Consider the following 23,528-nt stretch of genomic DNA (forward strand, 5'->3'; position numbering starts at 1 on the left):
CGACCATGGTCCAGACCATTCGGATCGAGGCCGAAGCGCGCGAGCAGGCAGGTAAGGGGGCAGCCCGCGCAACCCGGCGTCAGGGGCTCGTCCCCGCTGTCATCTACGGTGCCAAGGCCGAAGCGCAGCTTGCCGCGCTCGACCCGCGCGTGGTGATGAAGGAACTGCACAAGGGCGGCTGGCAGTCGCACCTGTATGAGGTCGCGGTGAAGGGAGGCGCCACCGAGCGCTGCCTGATGCGCGACGTGCAGTTCCACCCGGTCACCGACCGCCCCATCCATGTCGACTTCCAGCGCCTGGCGCCGGGTTCGCGCATCCGCGTGAAGGTCGCCGTGCACTTCCTGAACGAAGAGACCTGCCCGGGCATCAAGGCCGGCGGCGTGCTCAACGTCGTGCGCCGCGAGATCGAGGTGATGGCCGATCCGGAGAACGTGCCGGAAGCCTTCGAGATCGACCTGGGTGAAGCCGCCATCGGTGACGGCATGCGCTGGTCCGCCGTGAAGGACCAGTTCGGCGCCAAGCCGGCGATCGTCGGGCGCGACTTCATGGTCGCTTCGATCGCCGCCCCGACCGTGGTCGAGGAAGCCCCCGCCGCGGCCCCTGGCCCGGTCGAGGCGATCAAGCAGAAGGCGCCCGCCGCCGGTGCAGCCGCGCCGGCCAAGGGCGGCAAGAAGAAGTAAGGAAGTCGGGGGAGGAACACCTCCCCCGAATCCCCCTCCGTTTTTTGATCTCTGGCGCCGGCCCCGCCGGTCAGTCCCCAAAAGACAGAAAAAGGAGGGGGATCGGGGGAGTTCTCTCCCCCGACCTTTCTTGTTCCCATGCCTGCATCTGACGGACCGCTGCTGTGGGTCGGCCTCGGCAATCCGGGGAGCGAATACGCGCGCCAGCGCCACAACATCGGCTTCATGGCGGTCGATGCCATCGCCCGCCGCCATCGCTTCTCCCCATGGCGTAAGCGCTTCAAGGGTGAGGTGAGCGAGGGCACGATTGCGGGGCGTCGCGTCTGGGCGCTGAAGCCCATGACCTACATGAACGCCAGCGGCGACGCCGTGCAGCAGGCCGCGTCCTTCCTGAAGATCCCGCCCGAGGATGTGACCGCCTTCCATGACGAGCTCGATCTCGCGCCCGGCAAGGTGCGGGTGAAGAAGGGCGGCGGCGTGGCCGGGCACAATGGGCTGCGCGACATGCGGCGTGCGTTCGGCAGCCCGGACTACTGGCGCGTACGGATGGGCATCGGGCATCCGGGCCACAAGGATGCGGTGACCGGGCATGTGCTCGGCAACTTCGCCAAGCAGGACCAGCCCTGGCTGGAAAAGTTGCTGGATGCGGTGGCGGATTGCGCGCCGATGCTGGCCGAAGGCAAGCCTGAGGACTTCATGACGCGCGTCGCGCTGCTGACGCAGGAGGGGTGATGGAAGACGAACCACATCCGGATTTCGATTTCACCGGCCCCGGCCCGCAGGACATGGCGAACGGCACGGCGATCCTCGCCGCCGCGTTGGTGCGCGAGGCGGAATGCCTGGCGAGTGCCGCGGCCGGGCTGCGCGCGACGCTCGACCTGTTCACCATCGACGGCTTCTCGCCGGAAGCCGAGGACCGCCGCGTGATGCGCGAGGGCACGCGCGACGCGGCCGCCTTGGCCGGTGCGCTGGTGCTGGTGGCGCGCCATCTGCTGCGCTTCACCGGCGACCCCGCGCGCGCGGCGCATGAGACGGTCGGGCGGCTGCCGCGTGGTTCGCTTTCGGTGGGCGAGGTGGTGGGGCATCTGCGCGCCGCGGCATTGGCGCCGGTGACGGATGACGGCGCGGCGCGCATCGCGGCGGCGACCATCGCCGAGACCTTCGCCGAGGAATTCGAGGCTGCCTGGCACAAGGCAGCGCCCGCCATCGGCGGCAAAGGGGATACCAATGGGCTTTAACTGCGGCATCGTCGGGCTGCCGAATGTCGGCAAATCCACCCTGTTCAACGCGCTGACGCAGACCGCGTCGGCACAGGCGGCGAATTATCCCTTCTGCACCATCGAGCCCAATGTCGGGCGCGTGGCGGTGCCGGACAAGCGGCTCGATGCGCTGACGCGGATCGGCAAGTCGCAGAAGACGGTGCCGACGAGCCTTGAGTTCGTCGATATCGCCGGGCTGGTGCGCGGCGCGTCGAAGGGCGAGGGGCTCGGCAACCAATTCCTGGCGAATATCCGGGAGGTGGATGCGATCGTCCATGTCCTGCGCTGCTTCGAGGACACCGACGTCACCCATGTCGAGGGCAATGTCGATCCGGTGCGCGATGCGGAGACGGTCGAGACGGAGCTGATGCTCGCCGACCTCGACAGCCTGGAGAAGCGGGCGATCGGCCTGGTGAAGCGCGCGCGTGGCGGTGACAAGGAAGCGCTCGCGCAGATGGCGCTGATCGACCCGATCAAGGCGGCGCTGGAAGCGGGCAAGCCGGCGCGCACCGCGGTTCCGAAGGGTGAGGAAGCGGCGGCGTCGCGGCTGCAGCTGATGACGACCAAGCCCGTGCTGTATGTGGCGAATGTCGAGGAAGCCTCGGCCGCCACGGGCAACGCGTTCTCGGCGAAGGTGTTCGAGAAGGCGAAGGCCGAGGGCGCGCAGGCGGTTGTGGTCTCGGCGGCGATCGAGGCCGAGATCAGCCAGATGCCGGAAGGTGACCGCGCGGAATTCCTGTCCTCCCTCGGGCTGGAGGATTCCGGCCTGGATCGCATCATCAGTGCCGGCCACACGCTGCTGGGTCTGATCACATACTTCACCTGTGGGCCGAAGGAAGCGCGCGCCTGGACCATCATCAAGGGGATGAAGGCACCGCAGGCCGCCGGCGTGATCCATGGCGACTTCGAGCGCGGCTTCATCGCGGCCGAGACGATCGGCTACGATGACTACGTCACGCTGGGCGGCGAGCAGGGTGCCAAGGAAGCCGGCAAGATGCGCGTCGAAGGCAAGGAATACGTCGTGAAGGATGGCGACGTGATGCTGTTCCGGTTCAACGTGTGAATGCCGCGCTCGACGCCTGGCTGACCGGGCTGGGGCCGGATCTCGGCACCGCCCTGGTGTTGTGCGCGGCCTTCGTGATCGGCGTCGCTATCGGCATCGAGCGTGGCGTCAGCACGAGCGCGGTCGGCATCCGCACCTGCTCGCTGGTGGCGCTGGCCTCGGCCGGATTTGCCTGCATGGTGGTGTCGCGCGTGCCGGATATCGGCTGGGGCAATGCCTTCGGGGCGGTGGCGACGGGGGTGGGCTTCCTCGGCGCCGGGGCGATCATCAAGGCGGGGCGGTCGGTCACGGGGCTGGGCGATGCGGCGACGATCTGGTGCGTCGCGATGCTCGGCGTGCTGATCGGCGCGCGGGAGTTCACGGCGGCGATCGTCGTGACGGCGCTGGTGCTGACGGTGAACGTGCTGCTGCGGCCGGTGGCGGGGTGGATCGATCGGCACCGGGCGCGGCGGAAGCCGGAGGACGATGTGCTGGACGGGTGATCAAGACCCCGGCAGCGCCGTCCTCGCCGCCCCCGTCACCGGGTCCGGCGGCGGCAGCGCCGTTCCGCGCGGCGCCATCGGCCCGCTGCGCGAATACTGGTCATCGCTGCAGGCCGCCAGCGCCAGCATCACCAACAGCAGGGGTGCTACGAATCGGGCAACCGCAGGTCGAATCATGCTCCCCGCTTAGCACGCGCGCCCCGTCGCGCTAAACCGCCTTCCGCAGCGCGGAGACACCGTTCCATGTCCGACCTCATCACCCCCATGATCGGCTTCATCGGCGGGTCCGGCGTCTACGACCTCGAAGGTCTCGAAGACCGCAGATGGGTCAAGGTCCACACCCCCTGGGGCGATCCGTCGGATGACATCCTCACCGGCACGCTGCACGGCGCGCGCGTCGCCTTCCTGCCCCGCCACGGCCGAGGCCACCCCACGCCGCCCTCCGCGCTGAACTACCGCGCCAATATCGACGCCATGAAGCGCATCGGCTGCACCGAGCTGATCTCGCTGTCGGCCGTGGGTTCGCTGAAGGAGAACCTCCCGCCGGGCCATTTCGTCATCGTCGACCAGTTCATCGACCGCACCTTCGCGCGCGAGAAATCCTTCTTCGGCACCGGCTGCGTCGCGCATGTCTCGGTCGCGCATCCGGTCTGCCCGCGCCTCGGTGATGCGCTGGAAGCCGCGGCCAAGGCCATCGACCTGCCCTACACCCGCGGCGGCACCTACCTGGTCATGGAAGGCCCGCAATTCTCCACCAAGGCCGAAAGCCTGCTCTACCGCCAATGGGGCTGCGACGTGATCGGCATGACCAACATGCCCGAGGCGAAATTGGCCCGCGAGGCCGAGCTTTGCTACGCGACCATGGCCATGGTGACCGACTTCGACTGCTGGCACCCCGACCACGACCACGTCACCGTCGAGCAGGTGGTGAAGGTGCTGTTCTCCAACGCCGACCGCGCCCGCGCGCTGGTGCAGGCGGTGGTGCCGATGCTCGGCGCCCCGCGCGGCCCATGCCCCGCCGGCTGCGACACGGCACTGGAACACGCGCTGATCACCGCGCCGGAACGGCGCGACCCGGACATGCTGGCGAAGCTCGACGTGGTGGCGCGGCGGGTGCTGTAGGGCGGGCGGGGATGGAACCGCGCATCGGGCTTGGCTCCGCGGCGCCGGTCCACATGGGCGCCCTCCGGGCGAAGCACCCAAATCCCGCGGTCCAGGAGCCCGTTGGCTCCTGGCGGGGTGGCTTGGAGGGGCAGCGCCCCTCCAATCTCGCCGCCCCCAATGGTCCCCCGCCCCCCGCCCGGCTAGGCTCTGCCTCACCATCGGTGGGGAAACGACCATGCGTATCCTGGTCCTGGGCGCAGGCGCGCTGGGTGGCTATTTCGGCGGCCGACTGGTCGAGGCCGGCGCGGCCGAGGTCGCCTTCCTGGTCCGCCCCGCGCGCCAGGCGGCGCTGGGGCGCAATGGCCTGGTCATCGACAGCCCCTTCGGCGCCTGGCGCGGCCCTGTTGCCGCGTTGACCGCGGACCAGGTGGCCCCGGGCTGGGACGTCGTCCTGCTGTCCTGCAAGGCCTATGACCTGGCTGACGCCATTGCCGCCATACGCCCGGCGGTGGATGCGCGCACCGCGATCCTGCCGGTGCTGAACGGCCTGGCCCATGTCGATCGCCTGGCGGCCGCGTTTGGCTCGGACCGGGTGCTGGGCGGCCTCGCCAAGATCCAGGCGACGCTGGGGCCGGACGGCACCGTGCGGCAGCTCAATGACTGGCGCTGGATCACCTTCGGCGAACGCGATGGCGGCCTGTCCGACCGGACGCGCGCGATCGAGGCTGCCTTCGCCCCGGCGCGCGGCGTGGTCGCGCAGGCGGTGCCCGACATCATGGCGCGGATGTGGGAGAAGCTGGTGCACCTTGGCACCAGCGCCATCGGCACCGTGCTAATGCGCGCCAATGTGGGGGAGGTCGTGCGTGCCGGCGGCAGCGCCTTCCTGCATCGGCTGCTCGACCGCAATGCGGCGATTGCCGCGGCGCAGGGCTTCCCGATGCGCGATGCCTTCATGGCCGAATACCGCGCCTTGTTCGCTGACCCGGCGAGCGCCTATGGCACCTCCATGCTGCGCGACATCGAAGCCGGCGGGCGGACCGAGGCGGACCACATCCTGGGCTACCTGCTCGATGCCGCCCGACGCGCCGGCGTGGAGGATGAGGCGCATGAGGCCGCGCTGCTGCATGCCCGCGCCTATGAGCAGCGACGCGCCGCCGGTCGCCTGCCGGGGCGGTGATGCACCGTCTCGCCGGTGCCGTATTGCGTGAAAGGTCTTCTAAACCCGCGTGAAGATCGCGTCCTGGTTTCTATTCGGTGTGTATCACGAAATAAATGCACACAATGCAAGACATGGCACCCTCCGGAACGCTAGTGTTCAGCCTTCCAGTCGGGTGACCCGCCATGGACACGAAAATCGCCGAACCAAGGTTCGTGGACGACTACCTCCTCTCGCTACTCGCCCGCGCCTCCCATGTCGTATCAGCGGAATTCCATGACAGGCTGAGGGGCCGCGGGGTCTCGGTGCCGGTCTGGCGCGTGCTCGCCACCTTGTCGGGCGGGCCCGAGACGGTGACCGTCCTCGCCGAGGCCTGCCTGCTGCAGCAGCCGACCATGACCAAGGTGCTCGACCGGATGGAGCGCAGCGGGCTGGTGACGCGCCAGCAGGATGCGCGCGACCGCCGCCTGGTGCGCGTGCACCTGGCCCCGAAAGGCGAGGCGATGCTGGACGACCTGCTGAGCGCCGCCCGTGCGCATGAGGCCGAGGTCGTCGCCCGCCACCCCGACGCCGCCGCCATCAAGGACCTGCTGCGCGCGCTGATCGCCCGGCAGGCGCGCAGGCCCCGCGCCCGGATCTGACCGCGCCACGCCATGCCGCCCATGCATGTCCTGCAGCGCATCGCGCTGCTGCTGATGGCGGTCTTCGCCGTCGTCCAGGTCGTCGTCGCCATCACGCGTTGACCGCCCGCCGCCGCGCCGCCAGCCTGCGGCACTTCATATGGGGGGATCGCCATGAAGGTCGGCGTCATCGGTTTGGGCAGCATGGGCATGGGCGCGGCGCTGAGCCTGCTGCGCGCCGGGCATGACGTGACCGGCTGCGACATGCGCGAGGCCGCGCGGGCGGAATTCGCCGCCTCCGGGGGCGGTGTCGTCGCCAAGGCTTCCGACCTGCCGCAGGGGCTCGACGCGCTGGTCGTCCTCGTGGTGAACGCCGCGCAGACGGAAGCCGCGGTATTCGGCGCGGATGGCGCGCTGCCGCGCCTCGCGCCCGGCGCGGTGATCGTCTCCTCCGCCACCATGGGCCCGGATGCCGCGCGGGCGCTGGCCGAACAGGCGGCGGCGCGGCAGTTCCTGTTCCTCGATGCGCCGGTCTCGGGTGGCGCGGTGAAGGCGCGGGCGGGCGAGATGACGGTGATGGCGTCGGGCAGCGCGGCCGCCTTCGCGGCGGCGGAACCGGTGCTCGGCGCGGTCGCGGCGAAGGTGTGGAACCTCGGCGAGGAGCCGGGCATCGGTGCCACGGTGAAGGTGGTGCACCAGTTGCTTGCCGGCGTGCATATCGCGGTGGCGGCGGAAGCCATGGCGCTCGGCATCCGCGCCGGCGCCGATCCGCAGCAGCTTTATGACGTGGTCACCAGCGCCGCCGGCAATTCCTGGATGTTCGAGAACCGCATGGCCCGCGTGCTGACCGGCGACGACGAGCCGCGCAGCGCCGTGGACATCTTCGTCAAGGATCTTGGCCTGGTGGCGGAGATGGCGCGCGGACTGAACTTCCCGGTGCCGCTGGCGTCGCAGGCACAGCAACTGTTCACCGCGGCGCGGGCGATCGGGCAGGGCGGCAAGGATGATGGCTTCGTCATCCGGGTGTGGCAGGCGATGACGGGGATCAAGCTGCCGGGCGAATGATGTCGGCTTCGATGCCGCGGGGGGCTGGCCCGCAAACGTTCGTGCGTGGCTGGCGGTTCGACGGGGCGGGGCCACTTCGGCCGGAACGCGCCACGGCCTGATCCCCGCGCCCCGTCATCCCGGCGGCAGGTGGACCGCCAGCCAGAGTGTCTCCACCGACGGATCGGTCCAGGCAACGCGATGGCGACAGCCTGCGGGCAGATGCACCCAATCGCCGGGCGCGAGCGCACGCTCGGTCCCATCCGCGAAGGCGAGCCGCGCCGCCCCGCTGGCCAGCAGCACGAATTCGCCCCAACCCTGTTCGTACCAGTCGCCATCACGCACGGCGCGCGACGCGATGCGTTCCACCCGCGCCCCGCCGTCGCGCAGAAGCTCGGCGAAGGTCTCGCCCCCCGCCGCGGCGGGGGCCGGCCCATCGCGCAGGTTGCCGAAGCGCGGCGCGGTCACGCCGCCAGCGCCGCCTCCGCCGCCATCGCCACCTGGAACAGCCTTGCATCGCCCATGTGCTCGCCGGTCAGCATCAGCCCGACCGGGGCTTCGCCTTCAACGTGGCAGGGGATGCTGATCGAACAGCGGTCGAGGAAATTCCCCACGCTGGTATTGCGCAGCAGCATCATGTTGATGCGGTTGTAGTCGGCCTCGGCGTCGACATCGGCGATGCGCGGCGGCACCACCGGGCAGGTCGGGCAGATCACCGCATCGAAGGGCGCGGTGCGCGGCGCGATGGCGGCGATGATGCGCGCGCGCGCCTGCAGCAGTTCAACGTAGTCGGTCGCCGACATCTGTTCGCCGCGGCGGATGCGCTTGAGGATGCGCGGGTCGTAGGCGTCGGCCTTCTCGGCGACCAGGCCATGATGCCAGGCCCAGGCCTCGCTGGCGGCGAAACCCCCGGCGGCATTGGCGGCGGCGATCTGGTCGAGCTCCGGCAGGTCGAATTCGATCACCTGCGCCCCGGCTGCCGACAGCCGCGTCAGCGTGCGCCCGAACACCGCCGCGACCGTGCCGTCCATCCCATCCGTCAGGAAGGTGCCGCGCGGCAAGCCAAGCCGCAGCCCCTTCATCGGCAGCGGCTTCGGCGCGACGGCGTCCTCCGCCCCGGCCATCAGCGCATCGACCACTGCGCAATCCGCCACGCTGCGCGCCAGCGGCCCGGCCGAATCGAGCGAGGTCGCCAGCGGCAGGATGCCGGTGATCGGCACGCGCTTCGCCGTCGGTTTCCACCCCACCACGCCGCAGAGTGCGGCCGGGATGCGGCATGACCCGCCGGTATCGGTGCCGAGCCCCGCAAACCCCATCCCATCCGCCACCGCCACCCCCGCGCCCGAAGACGACCCGCCCGGCAGCCGTCCCACCGCGCGGTCCCACGGGCTGCGCGGCGTACCGTGATGCGGGTTCACGCCGAGCCCCGAAAAGGCGAATTCCACCTGGTTGGTCCGGCCGAGGATCACGAACCCCGCCCGGATCAGCCGCTGCACGGATGGCGCGGTCGCCTTTGCCGCCGGCGCGCCCTTCAGCGCGACGGAGCCGGACCGCGTGGTCACCCCCGCCTCGTCGTACAGATCCTTGATGCTGATCGGGATGCCCGCATAGGCGGACGGCGACCGCCCCGCCGCGCGCAGTGCATCCATCGCGGCCGCCGAGGCGCGCGCCGTCTCGGCATGCACGGTGATGAAGGCGCGCGCGCCTTCCCCGTCCGGCGCGGCGATGCGGGCGAGCGCGGCATCGGTCAGCGCGGCCGCGGTGGTGCGCCCGGCCGCAAGGGCTGCGGCGGCTTCGGCGATCGTCTTCATTGCTGGCGCTGCTCCTCAAACTGCCCGGCATTCTTCCGCCGCCCCGGAGGATCGACAAGGGCACCCGCCCGCGCGAGGATTTGGCGTGCGACCCGGCTGGCGGAGGCGTAACTTCTCGCGCAGGCTCCATGCAGGGATTGCGTTGTCCCGCCACCCCGGAGGCACTCCGATGTTCGACCTCGACCGCTTCATCGCCGATTGCCGCGAGGCCATCGCCCAGGACAGCAGCCACAAATCCGTCCGCGAGGTCGTCGCCCGCGCCGTCGCCGACCACGCCTCGGTCATCAAGGCGCTGGGCGAGCCGACCAAGGCCGGGCTGGTGCCGCTGTATCGGTCCGCCGATCTGACCATCTTGAACCTGTCATGGGGGCCGCTGATGACGCTGCAGCCGCATGACCACCGCATGTGGGCCTGCATCGGCATCTATGGCGGGCGGGAGGACAACATCTTCTGGCGCCGCATCGCCGAAGGCGACGGTCACCATATCGAGGCCGCCGGCGCCAAGGCGCTTTCGACCGGCGACTGCGCAGTGCTGGGCAAGGACATCATCCATTCGGTGACCAACCCGATCCCGCGCCTGACCGGGGCGATCCACGTCTATGGCGGGGATTTCTTCGCCGCCCATCGCAGCGAATGGGACCCGGAGACGCTGGAGGAAGGCCCGTATGATTCGGCCAAGGTGATGCAGCGCTTCGAGGACAGCAACGCGATGCTGGCGCGGCGGTAGGGCGCGACGATCGCAGGCGCCGATGCGCCAGGCGGCCGTGTCGCGCGATCGGGCCATGGCCAGCGCCGCAAGCGGCTGAACCCTTCACGGTTCGGCCCGCCGCGCCACGGGCCGCGGCGCCATCGCCACGCGCGCCTCGATGCTTTTGCTTGTTTTTGCACCCGCGAAGGCCCATACACGGTTCATCGCGCGGGTCCACCGCGCGCCACGCGCCACCCGGCCGCGTGATCGGTCCCCGCCGCTTCGCTCCCCAGGGCAGTGAAGCGCGGTGCGGGCCCGGGTCGGGAACTGGCGCGCCACCCACCGGACTGTCCCTATCCCGCGGGGCTTTCTCACCGCAGCGACGTGCGCCGCGATCATCGCCGCGCGCGTGCCACAGGACGTATCTTGACCAATACCTTCGAGGGCCTGGCCCTCGACACGCGAATCCTCCAGGCCCTGGCCGAGGAGGGTTACACCACCCCCACCCCCATCCAGGCCCAGTCCATCCCGATCGTGCTCGAAGGGCGCGACCTGCTCGGCATCGCCCAGACCGGCACCGGCAAGACCGCGGCCTTCAGCCTGCCGATCCTGCACCGCCTGGCCCAGACCCCCGGCCGGCCGCCCCGTGGCGGCTGCCGCGTGCTGGTGCTGTCGCCCACGCGCGAACTGGCCTCCCAGATCGCCGACAGCGTGCGGACCTATGGCCGCCATCTCGGCCTGTCCGTCGCCGTCATCTTCGGCGGCGTCGGCTTCGGGCCGCAGCGCGCGGCCCTGTCGCGCGGCGTCGACATTCTCGTCGCCACGCCGGGCCGCCTGCAGGACCTGCTCGACCAGAATGCCGGCCGGCTCGACATGGTCACCACGCTGGTGCTCGATGAAGCCGACCAGATGCTCGACAAGGGCTTCCTGCCGGCCATCCGTCGCCTGCTCAAGGCCATCCCGCAGCAGCGCCAGACGCTGTTCTTCAGCGCCACCATGCCGCAGGAAATCAACCGCCTGGCCGCCGAGATGCTGAAGGACCCGGCCCGCGTCGCCGTCGCCCCCGTGGCGACGACGGCCGAGAAGGTCGCCCAGCGCGTCATCAACGTCCCGGCCTCCGGCAAGCGCCGCGTGCTCGCCGAACTCATCAAGGGCGAAGGCGTCGGCCGGACACTCGTGTTCAGCCGCACCAAGCACGGTGCGGACCGCATCGTGAAGCAGCTGGACATGGACGGCATCGCCGCCAACGCCATCCACGGCAACAAGGCGCAGAACGCGCGTGAGCGTGCGCTCGCCGCCTTCCGCGACGGCTCGGCCCCGGTGCTGATCGCGACCGACATCGCCGCCCGCGGCATCGATGTGGATGGCGTCACCCACGTCATCCAGTTCGACCTGCCGGAAGTGCCGGAAACCTACGTCCATCGCATCGGCCGCACCGCGCGCGCCGGCGCGTCGGGCGAGGCGATCGCGCTGTGCAGCCATGAGGACCGCGACAAGCTGCGCGCAATCGAGAAGCTGATCCGCCAGACCATCCCGTCGGAACAGCGCCCGGGTGCCACGGCCGAGGAACTCGCCGCCCGACCGCCCGAGGCCCCGCGGCCCCCGCGCCAGCAGCAGCATCGCAAGCCGCAGCAGCGCCAGCCGCAACACCGCCCGGCCGGACACGGCGCGGCGGCGAAGCAGAACAGCAGCGGCAAGCCGGCCTCCTCGCCCGCCGGCGACCAGGCCCGCCGCCGCCCCGCGACCGCCTCGCATGACACGGCGGGCCGCGACCGGTCGTGGCGCGAAGGCGACTTCCGCGACGGCGCCGCCGCGCCGGCCTTCCTGCGGCGCGGGCGGTGATCTGAACCGGACCGGCGTGGAGCGATCCGCGCCGGTTCAGGGATGAAGACCGGAGGGACCTTGCCCCTCCGGGCCACCCCACCAGAGGCCAGCGGGCCTTTGGAAACCGATACTGGTACGCGGCTCCACGGGCTGGATGGCGCTCTGGTGCCCTACGGAGCCAACCATCCCGCCGGGCACCAGGTCGGGCTGCCCGCGAGCCTTGCGGCCGATATCGCCTCATCGGGTTCAGTCCGGCGCGTGACGATGCCCGCACGAACACGGCGTTGCGGCGGCTTGCACGGGCACGGGCGCATGTGAGCCGCCATAAAGAACTCCTTCACCGCCATCGACGCAGACTTCCCGCTCCGGGCACCAGCCCTTCAGCGGGGAATCCCCATGGCGTCTCGACGATCCACCCTCGGCAGCATCGCCTGCCTCGCCTGTGCCGGACTCTTCGGCGCACCACGCGCCCGCGCCACCACCACCCCCGTCTCACGCACCACCCTCACCCCCGACCAGGCGATCGCGCGGTTGCTGGACGGCAACCGGCGCTTCGTCGCCGATGACCCCACGCCGATCGACGCCGGCGCCGGCAGGCGTGAACGACTGGCCGCCGGGCAAGCCCCCTTCGCCACCATCATCTGCTGCGCCGACAGCCGCGCCCCGCCCGAAACCCTGGTCCAGGCCGGGCTCGGCGAGGTCTTCGTCGCCCGCGTCGCCGGCAACACCATCCCCCCGGTGGACCTCGCCACCGTCGCCTACGGCGTCGAAGCCCTGGGCACACCCGCCGTCATGGTGCTGGGCCACGAAGCTTGCGGCGCCGTGACCGCGGCGGTTGAGGTGGTGACGCGCGGCGCCATCATCCCCCCCATCATGCAACCGATGCTCGGGCCGATCATCTTCGCGGTGAACGCTGTGCGGAACCAGCCAGGCGACCTGGTCGACAATGCGGTGCGGGAAAACGCGAAGGCCGGCGCACGATCGCTGATCCGCAACCCCGATTTCGCAGAGAAGATCCGCGTCGGGACCCTGAAGGTGGTTGCGGCGCGGTACGACCTGCATGCCGGGAAGATCGAGCTGCTGGAGTTGTGACGGGTGAAGGGCGGGGGAGTGAACTCCCCCGGATCCCTGCCCGTCACTAGGGCGGCGCGGCGGGGCTTGCGGGCGCCATGCAGGGCCGAGCGGGACTTGCCGCGGCACCGGCCTGCAACGCGATGTTTGGACTCCGCCCACTCGCTGCCATGCGTGCGCCCTGACGGCCCCGACTATCGCCTTGCGGCCTGGCCCCTTCGCGCACCCCGCCCATTTGTCCAACGCCGCGCGCGATTGTCGGAAAATTCGTTATGAGTCGCGGCCCGAGTCGATTGTGACCGCCCCACTCCACCAGCGCACCAGCCCAACAGCCAAAAAAAGAGGAGGAGGGGTTCGGGGGGAGTTCAACTCCCCCTGACCTCACCTCACCCGAACACGCCCGCCCAGGCCGCTCGAAGCGCGGCATCCGCCTGCTCCATCGTCGCGACCACACCTTGCGCGTGGATGCTGGTCACGCCGAATTCGCTGATCCCGCAGGGTACGATCCCGCCGAAGTGGTCCAGGTCCGGGTCGACGTTCAGTGCCACCCCGTGCCAACTCACCCAGCGTGTCACCCGCACGCCGAGGGCCGCGATCTTGTCTTCCCCGCCCATGCGGTTGGGCACCCACAGCCCGATGCGGCCGGCGCGGCGTTCGGCGCGGATGTTGAAATGGTCCAGGGTGCGGATCAGCCATTCTTCCAACCCGTGGACGTAGGCGCGGATGTCGCGTGCCGGCACCGACCCGTGCGGTTGCTGGAGGTCGAGCATGACGTAGCCGGTGCGTTGTCCCGGCCCGTGATAGGTCCATTGCCCGCCGCGCCCGGCGTTGAACACCGGGAATCGGGCGTCGTGCAGGTCCTCGGGTCTGGCCGAGGTTCCGGCGGTGTAGGTGGGGTCGTGTTCCACCAGCCAGACGCGTTCGGCCGCGGTGCCGGCGCGGATGGCGGCGACGTGGGCCTCCATGCTGGCCAGGGCCTCGGCATAGGGGGTGCGACCGTCGCTGACGATCCATTCGAGGGGGTGTGTTGATGGCGGCGCGGTCATGGGTTATACGCCGCGCCCTCTACCCGGTTTGCGGTCGTGGCGGAATGGTAGACGCGCCAGCTTGAGGTGCTGGTAGGGGAAACCCTGTGGAAGTTCGAATCTTCTCGACCGCACCAGTTTCCGGCGCCTGAAGGCTGCCGGTCGGGCTTGGCCCGAAGGCCCCCGCAGCCAAGCCTGGTAGGATGCCGGGTCGACCACCGCGTCGAGGCGCCCGTCCAGCGCGAGACGCCCGCCCGCCCACAGGTTGACGCAGTCCCACAGCACCGGCGCTCCGTTGGTCGACAGCAATGACGCCGGATAGCTGCGCCACACCCACCAAGTATAGGCGATGCTCGGCAGCAAGCCGGCAATGCCCAGCACCGACAACGGAACACGGTGGTGGCTCGGCATGGATGTCCTCGCAGGGCCCGGTCGCCGCGGCGCGGCGCGCATGGCGCAGCATGGAGCCGGCACGCAAGCGGGCGATGGCCGGAATCGCCCGCCGCCCCTGACATGAGGCGGCGAAAGCCTCTACGCTGCACCGTGGAGGTACCCTGATGGACGAGGATTTCCGCCGCGCCGCACTCGACTACCACCGGCTCCCGCGCCCCGGGAAGCTGGCGGTCGAACCGACCAAGCGCATGGCGACGCAGCGCGACCTTGGCCTGGCCTACAGCCCCGGCGTTGCCGCGGCGTGCGAGGCGATCGCCGCCGACCCGGCCACCGCCTATGACTACACCACGCGCGGCAACATGGTCGCCGTCATCACCAATGGCACGGCCGTGCTCGGCCTGGGCGCGATCGGCGCGCTGGCCTCGAAGCCGGTGATGGAAGGCAAGGCGGTCCTCTTCAAGAAGTTCGCCGGCATCGATTCCATTGACATCGAGATCGAGGAACGCGACCCCGCAAAGTTCATCGAGGTTGTCGCCGCGCTCGAACCCTCCTTCGGTGCCATCAACCTCGAGGACATCAAGTCGCCCGAATGCTTCATCATCGAGCGCACGCTGCGCGACCGGATGAAGATCCCGGTCTTCCACGACGACCAGCACGGCACCGCCATCATCGTCGCCGCCGCGGTGCGCAACGGCCTGCTGGTGCAGGGCAAGCGGCTGGAGGACGTGAAGCTGGTCAATACCGGCGGCGGCGCGGCAGCACTCGCCTGCCTCGACCTGCTGGTCTCGATGGGGCTGAAGCGGGAAAACGTCACGATCTGCGACATCGGTGGGGTGATCCATACCGGGCGCAACGACCTCGACCCGTATCGCGCGCGCTATGCCCGGGAGACGGAGGCCCGGACGCTGGAGGACGTGCTGCCGGGGGCGGACATCTTCCTCGGCCTGTCGGCGCCGCGCGTGCTCAAGCCCGAATGGCTGAAGCACCTTGCACCCAAGCCGCTGGTCCTGGCGCTGGCGAACCCCGAGCCGGAGATCCTGCCCGAGGCCGTGCGCGCCGCCCGCCCCGACGCCATCGTCGCGACCGGCCGCACCGACTATCCGAACCAGGTCAACAACGTCCTGTGCTTCCCCTTCATCTTCCGTGGCGCGCTCGATTGCGGCGCGACCACGATCAATGAGGAGATGAAGATCGCCGCCGCCGACGCCATCGCCGCGCTGGCCCGCGTGGAAGCGAGCGAGGTCGTCGCCGCGGCCTATGGCGGCGTCGCACCGGTCTTCGGCCCCGACTACATCATCCCGAAGCCCTTCGACCCGCGCCTGATCCTGGAAATTGCGCCGGCGGTGGCGCGCGCGGCGATGGAATCCGGCGTGGCCATCCGCCCGATCGCCGATTTCGACGCCTATCGCCGGGAACTGGAGCGCAACGTCTTCCGCTCCGGCAACCTGATGCGTCCGGTCTTCGAATCCGCCCGCAAGAACCCCCGCCGCGTCGTCTATGCGGAAGGCGAGGACGAACGCACGCTGCGCGCGGTGCAGTCGGTGGTCGATGAAGGCATCGCAGATCCCATCCTGGTCGGCCGCCACGACGTCATCGCCGCGAAGGTCGCAGCACTCGGCCTGCGCATGGCGCTCGGCGACAGCGTGCGCATCCTCGATCCCGCGCGCGATGCCGAGATCTTCGACCCGCTGACCGAGCTGTATCGCATCAAGGCCGGCCGCCGCGGCACGCCGCCCGATGCGGCGGAGCGGCGCGTCCATACGCGGCCGGGCGTCGCCGCCTCCCTGCTGCTCGAAGCCGGGCACGCCGATGCGGCGATCTGCGGCGGCACCGGCGACTGGATGGGCCAGTGGAAGCACGTGCTCGACATCATCGGCAAGCGCGACGATGTCGGGCGGGTCTATGCGCTGTCCGGCGTCGTGACCCGCGCGGGCGAGCACCTGTTCGTCGTCGACACGCATCTGTGCCTGGACCCGACCGCCGAGCAGATCGCCGAGATGACGCTGCTCGCCGCCGAACAGGTGCAGGCCTTCGGCATCACGCCCAAGGTCGCGCTGCTGTCGCATTCGTCCTTCGGCGCGTCGAACGCACCTTCTGCGCGGCGCATGCGCCAGGCGCTGACCATCATCCGCAAGCAGAACGCCGCGCTCGAAGTGGATGGGGAGATGCACGCCGACGCTGCGCTGATCCCGGCCATCCGCGGCCGCGCCGTGCCGGACAGCCGGCTGGAAGGGGCGGCGAACCTGCTGGTCATGCCGGGGATCGACGCCGCCAACATCGCCTTCAACCTCGTGAAGGCTGCAACCGACGGGTTGCAGCTCGGGCCGCTGCTGCTGGGGATGAACAAGCCGATCCACGTGCTGGTGCCGAGCGTGACGGCACGCGGCATCCTCAACGTGACGGCGCTGGCGGTGGCGCAGGCGAATGCGGGGCGGTGAGGGGAAGGTTGGAGGGGCCTTGCCCCTCCAAACCACCCCACCAGGGGCCAGCGGGCCCCTGGACCGCGGGATATTGGCGCGGCCGACAGCGTAGCGCGCGACCAGCCCGGATCGAGGCGTGGTGCGGGTAGCGCGAACAGCCGAGTGCTCGACGCTGCGGGGCTTTGGTGGAGTGGTTCGCGGGGCGAGCGCGAAGCTTTGCCGGGACGGCGCGGCGCAAAGAGGCATCGCCCCCCTCGATGCGGCAAATCAGTGCTTCGCCACCCGCCAAAGGCCTACCGGCTGCGGCCCGCCCGACAATCCTCAAGGCCCCGCGCAACACCCGCGTATCCAGGCGAAGGAACACGCCCGGTGCCCAGCACCAAAAGACCGCATTCCAAAGGGCCGTAGCCCTTTGGTGGGGTGGTTTGGAGGGGCAACGCCCCTCCAACCTTCAGCGCAGCCTTCGCGCGCCTGCGGGCAGCGCCCCGCCGATCCTCACCGCGCCGTCGCGCTGATCCCCAGCACACGTTGCATCTCCGCCGGGCTCGGCGGCACCTGCTGCATCTCCGCCATGCCGATCGGCTGCGGCGGGTTCATCCGGATCTGCACCGACTGCGCCTGGCCGCGGATGAAGCTCAGCACCGCGTCGCGGATCGGATCGAGCGCGACCGCCCCCGGCTGGCTCAGCGCGCCGCCGGCCATCGCTGCGAACTGCTCCCGCAACTGCGCTTCGGGCGTACGGGTCTGCGCCGCCTGCATGGCGATGAAGCGACGGAACAGCGAGGCATCGGCATAGCCAAGCGCCGCCGAGATCAGCCGCGCCTGCGAATAGTCCATCGTCTGCACCCGGTCGGGCGTCAGCCCGTCCAGGTTCATCGAGAAGGTCAGCGTGCCGGCCTCCCGCGCTGCGATGGTCAGGTCGCGGATCTCGACCCGCCCGGCGGTCGCGTCATGCGCGGTGGCGGCGGTGATCTCGCCTTCGATCGCCTGGTAGCCGAAGCGCGTCAGCCATTCGGCGATCATCGGCAGCGGTTCGACGCGGATGCCGCGGATCGCGATGGTGCCGCTGCCCGAACCGTTGGCGGCGGTGATGTCGGCCTCGATCCGCGTCTCGGCGATGCCGCCGACGGGCCGGCCGCCAGCCAGCAACTCCATCCGCAGCATCTCGAGGCTCGACCGGCCGACCAGGCTCGGCACGGCTTCGCCGCGGATCAACGCGCCCATCATGCGGGCCGCGTCGAGGCCGGACATGGCGAAACGGGCGATGCGCACGGCATCGACCGCGCCGCCGCCGAAATCGGAGCTTTCCAGCCCTTCGATCGCCAACCGCGCAGGCTTTCCTGCGGCCCAGCCTTCGAGTTCGACGAGCCCGACGCGCAGCGTGGTGGCGCCGCTCGCCTGCAGGTTCTCCATCCGCAGCGAAGCGAGGGTCACCTGCTCGGGCTGCGGCGACGTGCCGGGGGCATCGCGCTGCACCGTCAGCCCGGCCAGCCGCAGCATGGCGATGCGCACGGTCGTGCCGGCCTCGGTGGTGGTGAAGCCGCGCAGCACCGCCTCGGTCACGCCGTCCGCGCGCAGGCCGTTCAGCGTCACCTCATCCATGGTGGCGCGCTTGCCCGGCTTCTCCAGCACCACGCCGGTCAGGCGCACCTGTTCGCCGGCACCATCCAGCACCTGCGCCGAGGCATAGGACAGCCGCGTATCGTCGCCGAACAGCGCGCGCAACCGCGTTACCGCGGCCGGTTCGTTGGGCGGGATGACCTGCGGGGCGGCGAATGCGGGCGGTAGCGTCGGCGCCTGTGCGGCCGGCGGTGGGGCCGGGCGTGCCGGACCCTGTGCAGCCGGCGGCGGGGTCGGCACGGTCGGCGCCGGCCGCGCTTGCATGGGTGCGCCCAGTGGCGGCGGCTTGGCGGTCGGCAGGGCCGGCCGGGCCGGGGCACCGGCGGGCGGCGGCTTTTGCGCTACCGCGGCCGTGGACAGCGCCAGCCCCGCAACCGTCGCGAGCGCGAACGCCCTGAACCCCGTGCTGCGTGAAGCGTGCATCCCGACCCCCGTCCTGTTGCGCCGCCGCAGTAAAGCCCGCGACGGCAATCCTCGCCAGCATGGCGCCGGACCCCTTGGCGTGGCGAGTGAGGCATTTCACATCACGGTCAACGAATGCCAGCATCGGACCCGACCATGCCCCGCCCCCCCGCGCGCCCAGGCCCCACCGCCGAGGTCGCCGCCTTCCTCGACAAGGTGGCGCACATGCCGGCTGTCCGCGCCGGCAGCGCCCGGCCGGGCCGGCTGGTGTTCGCGGTGGATGCCACCGCGTCCCGCCAGCCGGCCTGGGACCGCGCCTGCGCGCTGACCGGGGAGATGTTCCTCGCCACCCGTGACCTCGGCGGGCTGGCGGTGTCGCTGGCCTATTGGCGCGGCTACCTGGAATTCGCCGCGACCCCCTTCCTGACCGATGGGGCGGAACTGGCGCGGCGCATGTCCACCGTCACCTGCCTGGGCGGGCAGACGCAGATCCTGCGCGCGCTGCGCTTCGCCCTGGCCGAGACGCAGCGCGACAAGGTCGGCGCGCTGGTCCTCGTCGGCGATGCGGTCGAGGAGGATGTGGACGCGCTGTGCCAGGCGGCCGGTGAACTCGGCCTGCGCGGCACACCGGTGTTCTGCTTCCATGAGGGCGGCAATGCCGTGGCCGGCAATGCCTTCCGCCAGATCGCCAAGGTGTCCGGCGGCGCCTATGCGCCCTTCGATTCCGCCGCCGCCGAGACGCTGCGGGAGTTGCTGCGCGCCGTCGCGGTCTTCGCGGCTGGTGGCCGGACGGCGCTGGCCCGCCTCGGTGGTCCGGCGGCATCGCGCATCGCAGGGCAATTGCCGGCGCCGAAGGCCGCCCGATGACCTGGCTCGCCCTCGGCGGCCTCGCTCTGGTGCTGGCCATGTCCGGCCTGCGGGCCTTCGCCAATGCGCCGGTCGGCACGGTGAAGGTGGCGCTCGCCTGGATCGCCGGCGGCGTCGGGCTGGTGCTGCTGGCCGCGCTGCTGTTCAGCGGGCGGGGGTTGCAGGCAATCTGGTCGGCCGCCTTCTTCGCCCCGCTGCTGATGCAGGCGTGGCGGTCCTGGCGTAGCGCGCGGACTTTCTCCCGCGGCGGCCAGGCCAGCCCGGGGCAGGAAACCCGGGTCGAGACGGGCATGCTGGAAATGGTGCTGCACCATGACAGCGGGCGGATGACCGGCACGGTGACACGCGGGCGTTTCGCCGGTGCGGATCTCGCCGCGCTGTCCCTGCCGGACCTGCTGGCGCTGCGCGAGGATTGCGCGCGCGACGACCAGGACAGCGTGCCGCTGCTCGAAGCCTGGTTGGACCGCGCCCATCCGGATTGGCGCGAGACCCCGCCGCCGCCGGCCGAGGGCCCGCTCGACCGTGCCGAGGCCCTGGCCGTGTTGGGGCTGGCGGACGGTGCCACGGAGGTGGAGATCAAGGCGGCGCATCGGCGGCTGATGCGCAGCGCGCATCCCGACCAGGGCGGCAGCGCCTGGCTGGCGGCGCGGCTCAACGCGGCGCGGGACCTTTTGCTCGGGGATTGAGGCGGATGCGGGAGATGCGGCGGGACCTAGGCCGGGCCTCAGCGATGGCCTGGCTGCTTCCGCCGTGCGAATTGGAGGGGCTTTGCCCCTCCAAGCCACCCCAGCAAAGGCTAAGGCCTTTGCAAACCTCCACTTGGCGCCGTGCGACACGGGCAGAATGAGTGCCGAAATGTAGTCCGGTGCCCGAAGCACGCGGCAAATAGCAGAACGGTGTGTCGGGCTGGGAGCCAAGTGCCCGCGGTCCAGGAGCCCGTTGGCTCCTGGCGGGGAGGCTTGGAGGGGCGGCGCCCCTCCAATGCGCCGTCACACTGGGTATCGCGACGCCCATCTCGGCCGGAAGCCCCGCAGCATGCACAGGCATGTCGCGTCATGCCCTCGACCGTTCATCCGAAGCCGCCGATAGCGCCGACGCGGCCTTCCAGAACGCCTCGGCCGTGTTCGACTGCCGGCGCAGCGGCCGGAACAGCCGGATCTCGATGGCCACCGAGGCTTCTCCCCCGCCGGCATTGACGAGCCGCCCGCTCGCAAGGTCCTCCGCCGCCATGGTGCGCGGCAGCCACGCAATGCCGTGGCCTTGGCACGCCATCGTCTGCAACGTGGCGGCGAGCGGCGAGGTAAAGACGGGCTCCAACGACAGGGGCCGGTCGAAGGATCGCAGCGTCGCATCCAGGATGCGGCCCAGGCCGGACGCCTCGCTGTAGGCCAGCAGGCGCACCGGCGCCGCCGCGGTGCCGGGCAGTGCCCAGCGCGGCGCGCCTGATGCGTCGGGGGCCGAGACCGGGATGAGGCAATCCGTGCCGACCACCAGGCTGGTGAAGGCATCGGGCGTGATCCGCGTCGGCGCATCGCTGCGCGCATGGCAGAGCAGGAAATCGGCATCGCCCGCCAACAGGATCCGTTCGCAGGCGGCCATGGTGTCGGATACGAGGTTCAGCGTGCCGAGCGTATCCAGCGGTTCGAGGGACCGGATCCAGCCGGGGAAGAAGGTGAAGGACAGGGCGTGCGTCGCGGCGATCGACAAGGCCGCGCCCTCGCGCCCGGCCGCCTTCAGCGTGCCGCGCCGCATCTGATGGAGGTCGCGCGTCAGGACGGCGGCCTGTTCGCGCAGATATTCGCCGGCTGCATTCAGCACCACGCGTTGCGGGGAGCGCAGCACCAGCGGCGTGCCGACCCAGTGTTCCAGCGCCTGGATGCGCCGGCTGAAGGCGGGCTGGGTGACATGCCGCGCTTCCGCGGCGCGGGAGAAGTTCCGGTGCTCCGCCAGCGCCAGGAAGTCCTCGAGCCAGGTCAGGTCCATGGATGATGCCGGATGTGCATGATGAGATCCGCCTTTGGCATTGGATGCAGGCTGCGATCCGACTGTATCCAGCCCCTGCTACATAAGCCACAGGCGGATGACGGCGCGATGGCCGCACCGCTTCATCCCAACAGGAGGTATGCCAGATGCGCATCGTCGATGTCCGGGAGATCACCCAGCCGATCGCCTCCCCGATCCGCAACGCCTATATCGACTTCAGCAAGATGACGACGAGCCTCGTCGCCGTCGTCACCGATGTGGTGCGCGATGGCCGGCCGGTGGTGGGCTACGGCTTCAATTCCAATGGCCGCTACGGCCAGGGCGGCTTGATCCGCGAACGCTTCCGCGGCCGCATCCTCGAAGCCGACCCCGCCAGCCTGCGCGACGATGCGCGCGACAACATCGACCCGGCCAAGGTCTGGGCGGCGATGATGATGAACGAAAAGCCCGGCGGGCACGGGGAACGCTCGGTCGCCGTCGGCACGCTCGACATGGCGATCTGGGACGCGGTGGCGAAGATCGAAGGCAAGCCGCTGTTCCGCCTGCTCGCCGAACGCCATGGCCGGGAGGCCAACCCGCGCGTCTTCGTCTACGCCGCCGGCGGCTACTACTACCCCGGCAAGGACAACACGGCGCTGCGGGCCGAGATGCGCGGCTACCTCGATCGCGGCTACAACGTGGTGAAGATGAAGATCGGCGGTGCGACCATCGCCGAGGACCGCGACCGCATCGAGGCGGTGCTGGCCGAGATCGGCCCGCAGGCCCGGCTCGCCGTGGATGCCAATGGCCGCTTCGACCTCGAGACCGGCATCGCCTACGCCAAGATGCTCCGCGACTACCCGCTGTTCTGGTACGAGGAAGTGGGCGATCCGCTGGACTACGCCCTGCAGGCCGCCCTGTCCGAATTCTATCCGGGGCCGATGGCGACGGGGGAGAACCTGTTCTCCCACCAGGATGCGCGCAACTTGCTGCGCTATGGCGGCATGCGGCCGGATCGAGACTGGCTGCAATTCGACTGCGCGCTGTCCTACGGCCTGGTCGAATACCTGCGCACGCTGGATGTGTTGCATCAGTTCGGCTGGTCGCCGTCGCGCTGCATCCCGCATGGCGGGCACCAGATGTCGCTGATGATCGCGGCGGGCCTCGGGCTTGGCGGCAATGAGAGCTACCCGGACCTGTTCCAGCCCTATGGCGGCTTCCCCGATGGCGTCCGCGTCGAGGACGGCCACGTCGTCATGCCGGAGCTGCCGGGCATCGGGTTCGAGGGAAAGTCGGACCTGATCAAGGTGATGCGTGACTTGTCGGCCTGACCGGATGGCGGGCCGCCTCCGGCGATGCTGGATCGATCCGCGTGAGACTGTGCTGCCGCAATCCACTTCGGATTTTTGCTTGAGCGAGCGTCTTCACGCGCCTGACTGAACAAGGTCGGGCGCGATCCGTTCTGGCGCCGGCGGCGGCATGACCTTGCCCGGGGGGCGTCCGGGTCTGGTCATCTCACTGCCACGCCTTTGCCGCGACCGGCTACGATGCTGCCGCCATGGACATCACCCGATGCCTCGCCCTGCTCGCCGGCCTTGCCATCGCCGCGCCTGCCGCGCAGGCGCAGGACGCCGCTGGCCCGACCGGCGCCTGGGTCGTCGAAGCCATCGGCGCCACAGTGCTGTCCGGTGCTCGCCGCCCTGACATCACCTTCACCGACGAGCACACCGCCCATGGCTCCAGCGGCTGCAACCGCTTCATGGGGGGCTTCACCCTGGAAGGCGCGACGCTGCAATTCGACCCGGTCGCGGGCACGCGCATGGCCTGTGAACCACCGCTGATGGAGCGGGAACAGCGCTTCCACGCGGCACTGGAAGCGGTCCGGGGCTGGCGCATGGATGGCGCCGCGCTGCTGTTGACGGATACCAGCGGTGGGACGGTGCTGCGGCTGCGGCGCGAGCGTTAGAGTCGCTGCCGGGAGCGCGTCGCCCATCGGCGCCGCCTGGCGCTGAAGGCAGCAGCGGCTTCGCGTTGGCG

At 70.4% G+C, this 23,528-nt stretch carries 23 protein-coding genes and 1 tRNA gene; 18 read left to right on the top strand and 6 right to left on the bottom strand.

Going from position 1 to position 23,528, the window contains the following annotated elements; translation table 11 throughout:
- Positions 1-5 precede the first annotated feature (5 nt).
- From AAFN86_RS10280 to AAFN86_RS10300, 5 genes are all read left to right on the top strand, one after another.
- Positions 6-680 (top strand): 50S ribosomal protein L25/general stress protein Ctc, encoded by a 675-nt coding sequence (locus AAFN86_RS10280; RefSeq protein WP_347543217.1) that lies wholly within the window; start codon positions 6-8, stop codon positions 678-680.
- 138 nt (positions 681-818) lie between these two features.
- Complete coding sequence (gene pth, locus AAFN86_RS10285) at positions 819-1,412, top strand: aminoacyl-tRNA hydrolase (protein ID WP_347543218.1); 594 nt, start codon at positions 819-821, stop codon at positions 1,410-1,412.
- Positions 1,412-1,918: a hypothetical protein gene (locus AAFN86_RS10290; RefSeq protein WP_347543219.1), complete on the top strand. Its 507-nt coding sequence runs from the start codon at positions 1,412-1,414 to the stop codon at positions 1,916-1,918. The genes pth and AAFN86_RS10290 overlap by 1 nt, the downstream gene beginning before the upstream one ends.
- Positions 1,908-3,002 (top strand): redox-regulated ATPase YchF, encoded by a 1,095-nt coding sequence (ychF, locus tag AAFN86_RS10295; RefSeq protein ID WP_347543220.1) that lies wholly within the window; start codon positions 1,908-1,910, stop codon positions 3,000-3,002. The genes AAFN86_RS10290 and ychF overlap by 11 nt, the downstream gene beginning before the upstream one ends.
- Positions 2,999-3,484 carry an MgtC/SapB family protein gene (locus tag AAFN86_RS10300; RefSeq protein ID WP_347543221.1) on the top strand — a complete coding sequence of 162 codons (486 nt, stop codon included), beginning with the start codon at positions 2,999-3,001 and terminating at the stop codon, positions 3,482-3,484. The genes ychF and AAFN86_RS10300 overlap by 4 nt, the downstream gene beginning before the upstream one ends.
- Here the strand turns inward: AAFN86_RS10300 and AAFN86_RS10305 are convergent, their stop codons facing one another.
- On the bottom strand, positions 3,485-3,661 hold the full coding sequence (locus AAFN86_RS10305; protein WP_347543222.1) for a hypothetical protein: 177 nt from the start codon (positions 3,659-3,661) through the stop codon (positions 3,485-3,487).
- A gap of 66 nt (positions 3,662-3,727) precedes the next feature.
- Here AAFN86_RS10305 and AAFN86_RS10310 point away from each other — a divergent pair, with 66 nt between their 5' ends.
- From AAFN86_RS10310 to ltnD, 4 genes are all read left to right on the top strand, one after another.
- Positions 3,728-4,606, top strand: coding sequence for an S-methyl-5'-thioadenosine phosphorylase (locus tag AAFN86_RS10310; RefSeq protein ID WP_347543223.1), 879 nt, complete (start codon positions 3,728-3,730; stop codon positions 4,604-4,606).
- A gap of 217 nt (positions 4,607-4,823) precedes the next feature.
- Positions 4,824-5,765, top strand: a complete 942-nt coding sequence (locus tag AAFN86_RS10315) for a ketopantoate reductase family protein (protein ID WP_347543224.1) — start codon at positions 4,824-4,826, stop codon at positions 5,763-5,765.
- 164 nt (positions 5,766-5,929) lie between these two features.
- Positions 5,930-6,385 carry a MarR family transcriptional regulator gene (locus AAFN86_RS10320; protein ID WP_347543225.1) on the top strand — a complete coding sequence of 152 codons (456 nt, stop codon included), beginning with the start codon at positions 5,930-5,932 and terminating at the stop codon, positions 6,383-6,385.
- 153 nt (positions 6,386-6,538) lie between these two features.
- Positions 6,539-7,429, top strand: coding sequence for an L-threonate dehydrogenase (ltnD, locus tag AAFN86_RS10325; RefSeq protein ID WP_347543226.1), 891 nt, complete (start codon positions 6,539-6,541; stop codon positions 7,427-7,429).
- A 114-nt stretch (positions 7,430-7,543) separates the two neighbouring features.
- On the opposite strand, the gene AAFN86_RS10330 is transcribed toward ltnD, so the two are convergent.
- Both AAFN86_RS10330 and AAFN86_RS10335 read right to left on the bottom strand, forming a co-directional pair.
- Complete coding sequence (locus AAFN86_RS10330) at positions 7,544-7,876, bottom strand: cupin domain-containing protein (protein WP_347543227.1); 333 nt, start codon at positions 7,874-7,876, stop codon at positions 7,544-7,546.
- On the bottom strand, positions 7,873-9,219 hold the full coding sequence (locus AAFN86_RS10335; protein ID WP_347543228.1) for an amidase: 1,347 nt from the start codon (positions 9,217-9,219) through the stop codon (positions 7,873-7,875). Before AAFN86_RS10335 ends, AAFN86_RS10330 begins: the two co-directional genes overlap by 4 nt.
- A 169-nt stretch (positions 9,220-9,388) precedes the next feature.
- On the opposite strand from AAFN86_RS10335, the gene AAFN86_RS10340 reads away from it, so the two are divergent.
- The 3 genes from AAFN86_RS10340 (at position 9,389) to AAFN86_RS10350 (ending at position 12,823) form a co-directional block, all read left to right on the top strand.
- Positions 9,389-9,946, top strand: a complete 558-nt coding sequence (locus AAFN86_RS10340; RefSeq protein WP_347543229.1) for a hypothetical protein — start codon at positions 9,389-9,391, stop codon at positions 9,944-9,946.
- 387 nt (positions 9,947-10,333) lie between these two features.
- Positions 10,334-11,749 (top strand): DEAD/DEAH box helicase, encoded by a 1,416-nt coding sequence (locus AAFN86_RS10345; protein ID WP_347543230.1) that lies wholly within the window; start codon positions 10,334-10,336, stop codon positions 11,747-11,749.
- A gap of 378 nt (positions 11,750-12,127) precedes the next feature.
- Entirely contained in the window at positions 12,128-12,823 is a 696-nt protein-coding gene (locus tag AAFN86_RS10350) for a carbonic anhydrase (RefSeq protein ID WP_347543231.1), read from the top strand.
- 365 nt (positions 12,824-13,188) lie between these two features.
- Here AAFN86_RS10350 and lipB read toward each other — a convergent pair whose 3' ends face one another.
- Positions 13,189-13,848, bottom strand: a complete 660-nt coding sequence (gene lipB / locus AAFN86_RS10355) for a lipoyl(octanoyl) transferase LipB (RefSeq protein WP_347543232.1) — start codon at positions 13,846-13,848, stop codon at positions 13,189-13,191.
- A gap of 30 nt (positions 13,849-13,878) precedes the next feature.
- Between lipB and AAFN86_RS10360 the strand changes: the two genes are divergently transcribed.
- Together AAFN86_RS10360 and AAFN86_RS10365 are read left to right on the top strand one after the other, a co-directional pair.
- A tRNA-Leu gene (locus AAFN86_RS10360) sits at positions 13,879-13,964 on the top strand.
- 420 nt (positions 13,965-14,384) lie between these two features.
- Positions 14,385-16,658 (top strand): NADP-dependent malic enzyme, encoded by a 2,274-nt coding sequence (locus tag AAFN86_RS10365; protein ID WP_347543233.1) that lies wholly within the window; start codon positions 14,385-14,387, stop codon positions 16,656-16,658.
- Positions 16,659-17,135: 477 nt separating this feature from the next.
- On the opposite strand, the gene AAFN86_RS10370 is transcribed toward AAFN86_RS10365, so the two are convergent.
- The gene (locus AAFN86_RS10370; protein ID WP_347543234.1) at positions 17,136-18,683 is read right to left on the bottom strand and encodes a hypothetical protein; all 1,548 of its coding nucleotides are present in this window, start codon (positions 18,681-18,683) and stop codon (positions 17,136-17,138) included.
- A 135-nt stretch (positions 18,684-18,818) separates the two neighbouring features.
- Between AAFN86_RS10370 and AAFN86_RS10375 the strand changes: the two genes are divergently transcribed.
- Together AAFN86_RS10375 and AAFN86_RS10380 are read left to right on the top strand one after the other, a co-directional pair.
- Positions 18,819-19,529, top strand: a complete 711-nt coding sequence (locus AAFN86_RS10375; RefSeq protein ID WP_347543235.1) for a VWA domain-containing protein — start codon at positions 18,819-18,821, stop codon at positions 19,527-19,529.
- Positions 19,526-20,215 (top strand): hypothetical protein, encoded by a 690-nt coding sequence (locus AAFN86_RS10380; RefSeq protein WP_347543236.1) that lies wholly within the window; start codon positions 19,526-19,528, stop codon positions 20,213-20,215. Before AAFN86_RS10375 ends, AAFN86_RS10380 begins: the two co-directional genes overlap by 4 nt.
- A gap of 367 nt (positions 20,216-20,582) precedes the next feature.
- Here AAFN86_RS10380 and AAFN86_RS10385 read toward each other — a convergent pair whose 3' ends face one another.
- A complete protein-coding gene (locus AAFN86_RS10385; protein ID WP_347543237.1) occupies positions 20,583-21,512 on the bottom strand; it encodes a LysR family transcriptional regulator in 930 nt (309 codons plus the stop codon).
- 146 nt (positions 21,513-21,658) lie between these two features.
- Here AAFN86_RS10385 and AAFN86_RS10390 point away from each other — a divergent pair, with 146 nt between their 5' ends.
- Both AAFN86_RS10390 and AAFN86_RS10395 read left to right on the top strand, forming a co-directional pair.
- A complete protein-coding gene (locus AAFN86_RS10390; protein WP_347543238.1) occupies positions 21,659-22,822 on the top strand; it encodes a mandelate racemase/muconate lactonizing enzyme family protein in 1,164 nt (387 codons plus the stop codon).
- 227 nt (positions 22,823-23,049) lie between these two features.
- Positions 23,050-23,457 carry an META domain-containing protein gene (locus AAFN86_RS10395; RefSeq protein ID WP_347543239.1) on the top strand — a complete coding sequence of 136 codons (408 nt, stop codon included), beginning with the start codon at positions 23,050-23,052 and terminating at the stop codon, positions 23,455-23,457.
- Positions 23,458-23,528: the final 71 nt, after the last annotated feature.

Source organism: Roseomonas sp. CAU 1739 (genome assembly GCF_039839775.1).
GTDB lineage: Bacteria > Pseudomonadota > Alphaproteobacteria > Acetobacterales > Acetobacteraceae > Neoroseomonas.

Excerpts from the sequence above, each read along its gene's own strand:
- AAFN86_RS10375 (WP_347543235.1), top strand. The coding sequence starts at position 18,819 with ATGCCCCGCCCCCCCGCGCGCCCAGGCCCCACCGCCGAGGTCGCCGCC.
- AAFN86_RS10290 (WP_347543219.1), top strand. The coding sequence starts at position 1,412 with ATGGAAGACGAACCACATCCGGATTTCGATTTCACCGGCCCCGGCCCG.
- AAFN86_RS10380 (WP_347543236.1), top strand. The coding sequence starts at position 19,526 with ATGACCTGGCTCGCCCTCGGCGGCCTCGCTCTGGTGCTGGCCATGTCC.
- AAFN86_RS10340 (WP_347543229.1), top strand. The coding sequence starts at position 9,389 with ATGTTCGACCTCGACCGCTTCATCGCCGATTGCCGCGAGGCCATCGCC.
- pth (WP_347543218.1), top strand. The coding sequence starts at position 819 with ATGCCTGCATCTGACGGACCGCTGCTGTGGGTCGGCCTCGGCAATCCG.
- AAFN86_RS10310 (WP_347543223.1), top strand. The coding sequence starts at position 3,728 with ATGTCCGACCTCATCACCCCCATGATCGGCTTCATCGGCGGGTCCGGC.
- AAFN86_RS10390 (WP_347543238.1), top strand. The coding sequence starts at position 21,659 with ATGCGCATCGTCGATGTCCGGGAGATCACCCAGCCGATCGCCTCCCCG.
- AAFN86_RS10350 (WP_347543231.1), top strand. The coding sequence starts at position 12,128 with ATGGCGTCTCGACGATCCACCCTCGGCAGCATCGCCTGCCTCGCCTGT.
- ychF (WP_347543220.1), top strand. The coding sequence starts at position 1,908 with ATGGGCTTTAACTGCGGCATCGTCGGGCTGCCGAATGTCGGCAAATCC.
- AAFN86_RS10365 (WP_347543233.1), top strand. The coding sequence starts at position 14,385 with ATGGACGAGGATTTCCGCCGCGCCGCACTCGACTACCACCGGCTCCCG.
- ltnD (WP_347543226.1), top strand. The coding sequence starts at position 6,539 with ATGAAGGTCGGCGTCATCGGTTTGGGCAGCATGGGCATGGGCGCGGCG.
- AAFN86_RS10280 (WP_347543217.1), top strand. The coding sequence starts at position 6 with ATGGTCCAGACCATTCGGATCGAGGCCGAAGCGCGCGAGCAGGCAGGT.
- AAFN86_RS10315 (WP_347543224.1), top strand. The coding sequence starts at position 4,824 with ATGCGTATCCTGGTCCTGGGCGCAGGCGCGCTGGGTGGCTATTTCGGC.
- lipB (WP_347543232.1), bottom strand. The coding sequence starts at position 13,848 with ATGACCGCGCCGCCATCAACACACCCCCTCGAATGGATCGTCAGCGAC.
- AAFN86_RS10335 (WP_347543228.1), bottom strand. The coding sequence starts at position 9,219 with ATGAAGACGATCGCCGAAGCCGCCGCAGCCCTTGCGGCCGGGCGCACC.
- AAFN86_RS10320 (WP_347543225.1), top strand. The coding sequence starts at position 5,930 with ATGGACACGAAAATCGCCGAACCAAGGTTCGTGGACGACTACCTCCTC.
- AAFN86_RS10395 (WP_347543239.1), top strand. The coding sequence starts at position 23,050 with ATGGACATCACCCGATGCCTCGCCCTGCTCGCCGGCCTTGCCATCGCC.
- AAFN86_RS10370 (WP_347543234.1), bottom strand. The coding sequence starts at position 18,683 with ATGCACGCTTCACGCAGCACGGGGTTCAGGGCGTTCGCGCTCGCGACG.
- AAFN86_RS10305 (WP_347543222.1), bottom strand. The coding sequence starts at position 3,661 with ATGATTCGACCTGCGGTTGCCCGATTCGTAGCACCCCTGCTGTTGGTG.
- AAFN86_RS10385 (WP_347543237.1), bottom strand. The coding sequence starts at position 21,512 with ATGGACCTGACCTGGCTCGAGGACTTCCTGGCGCTGGCGGAGCACCGG.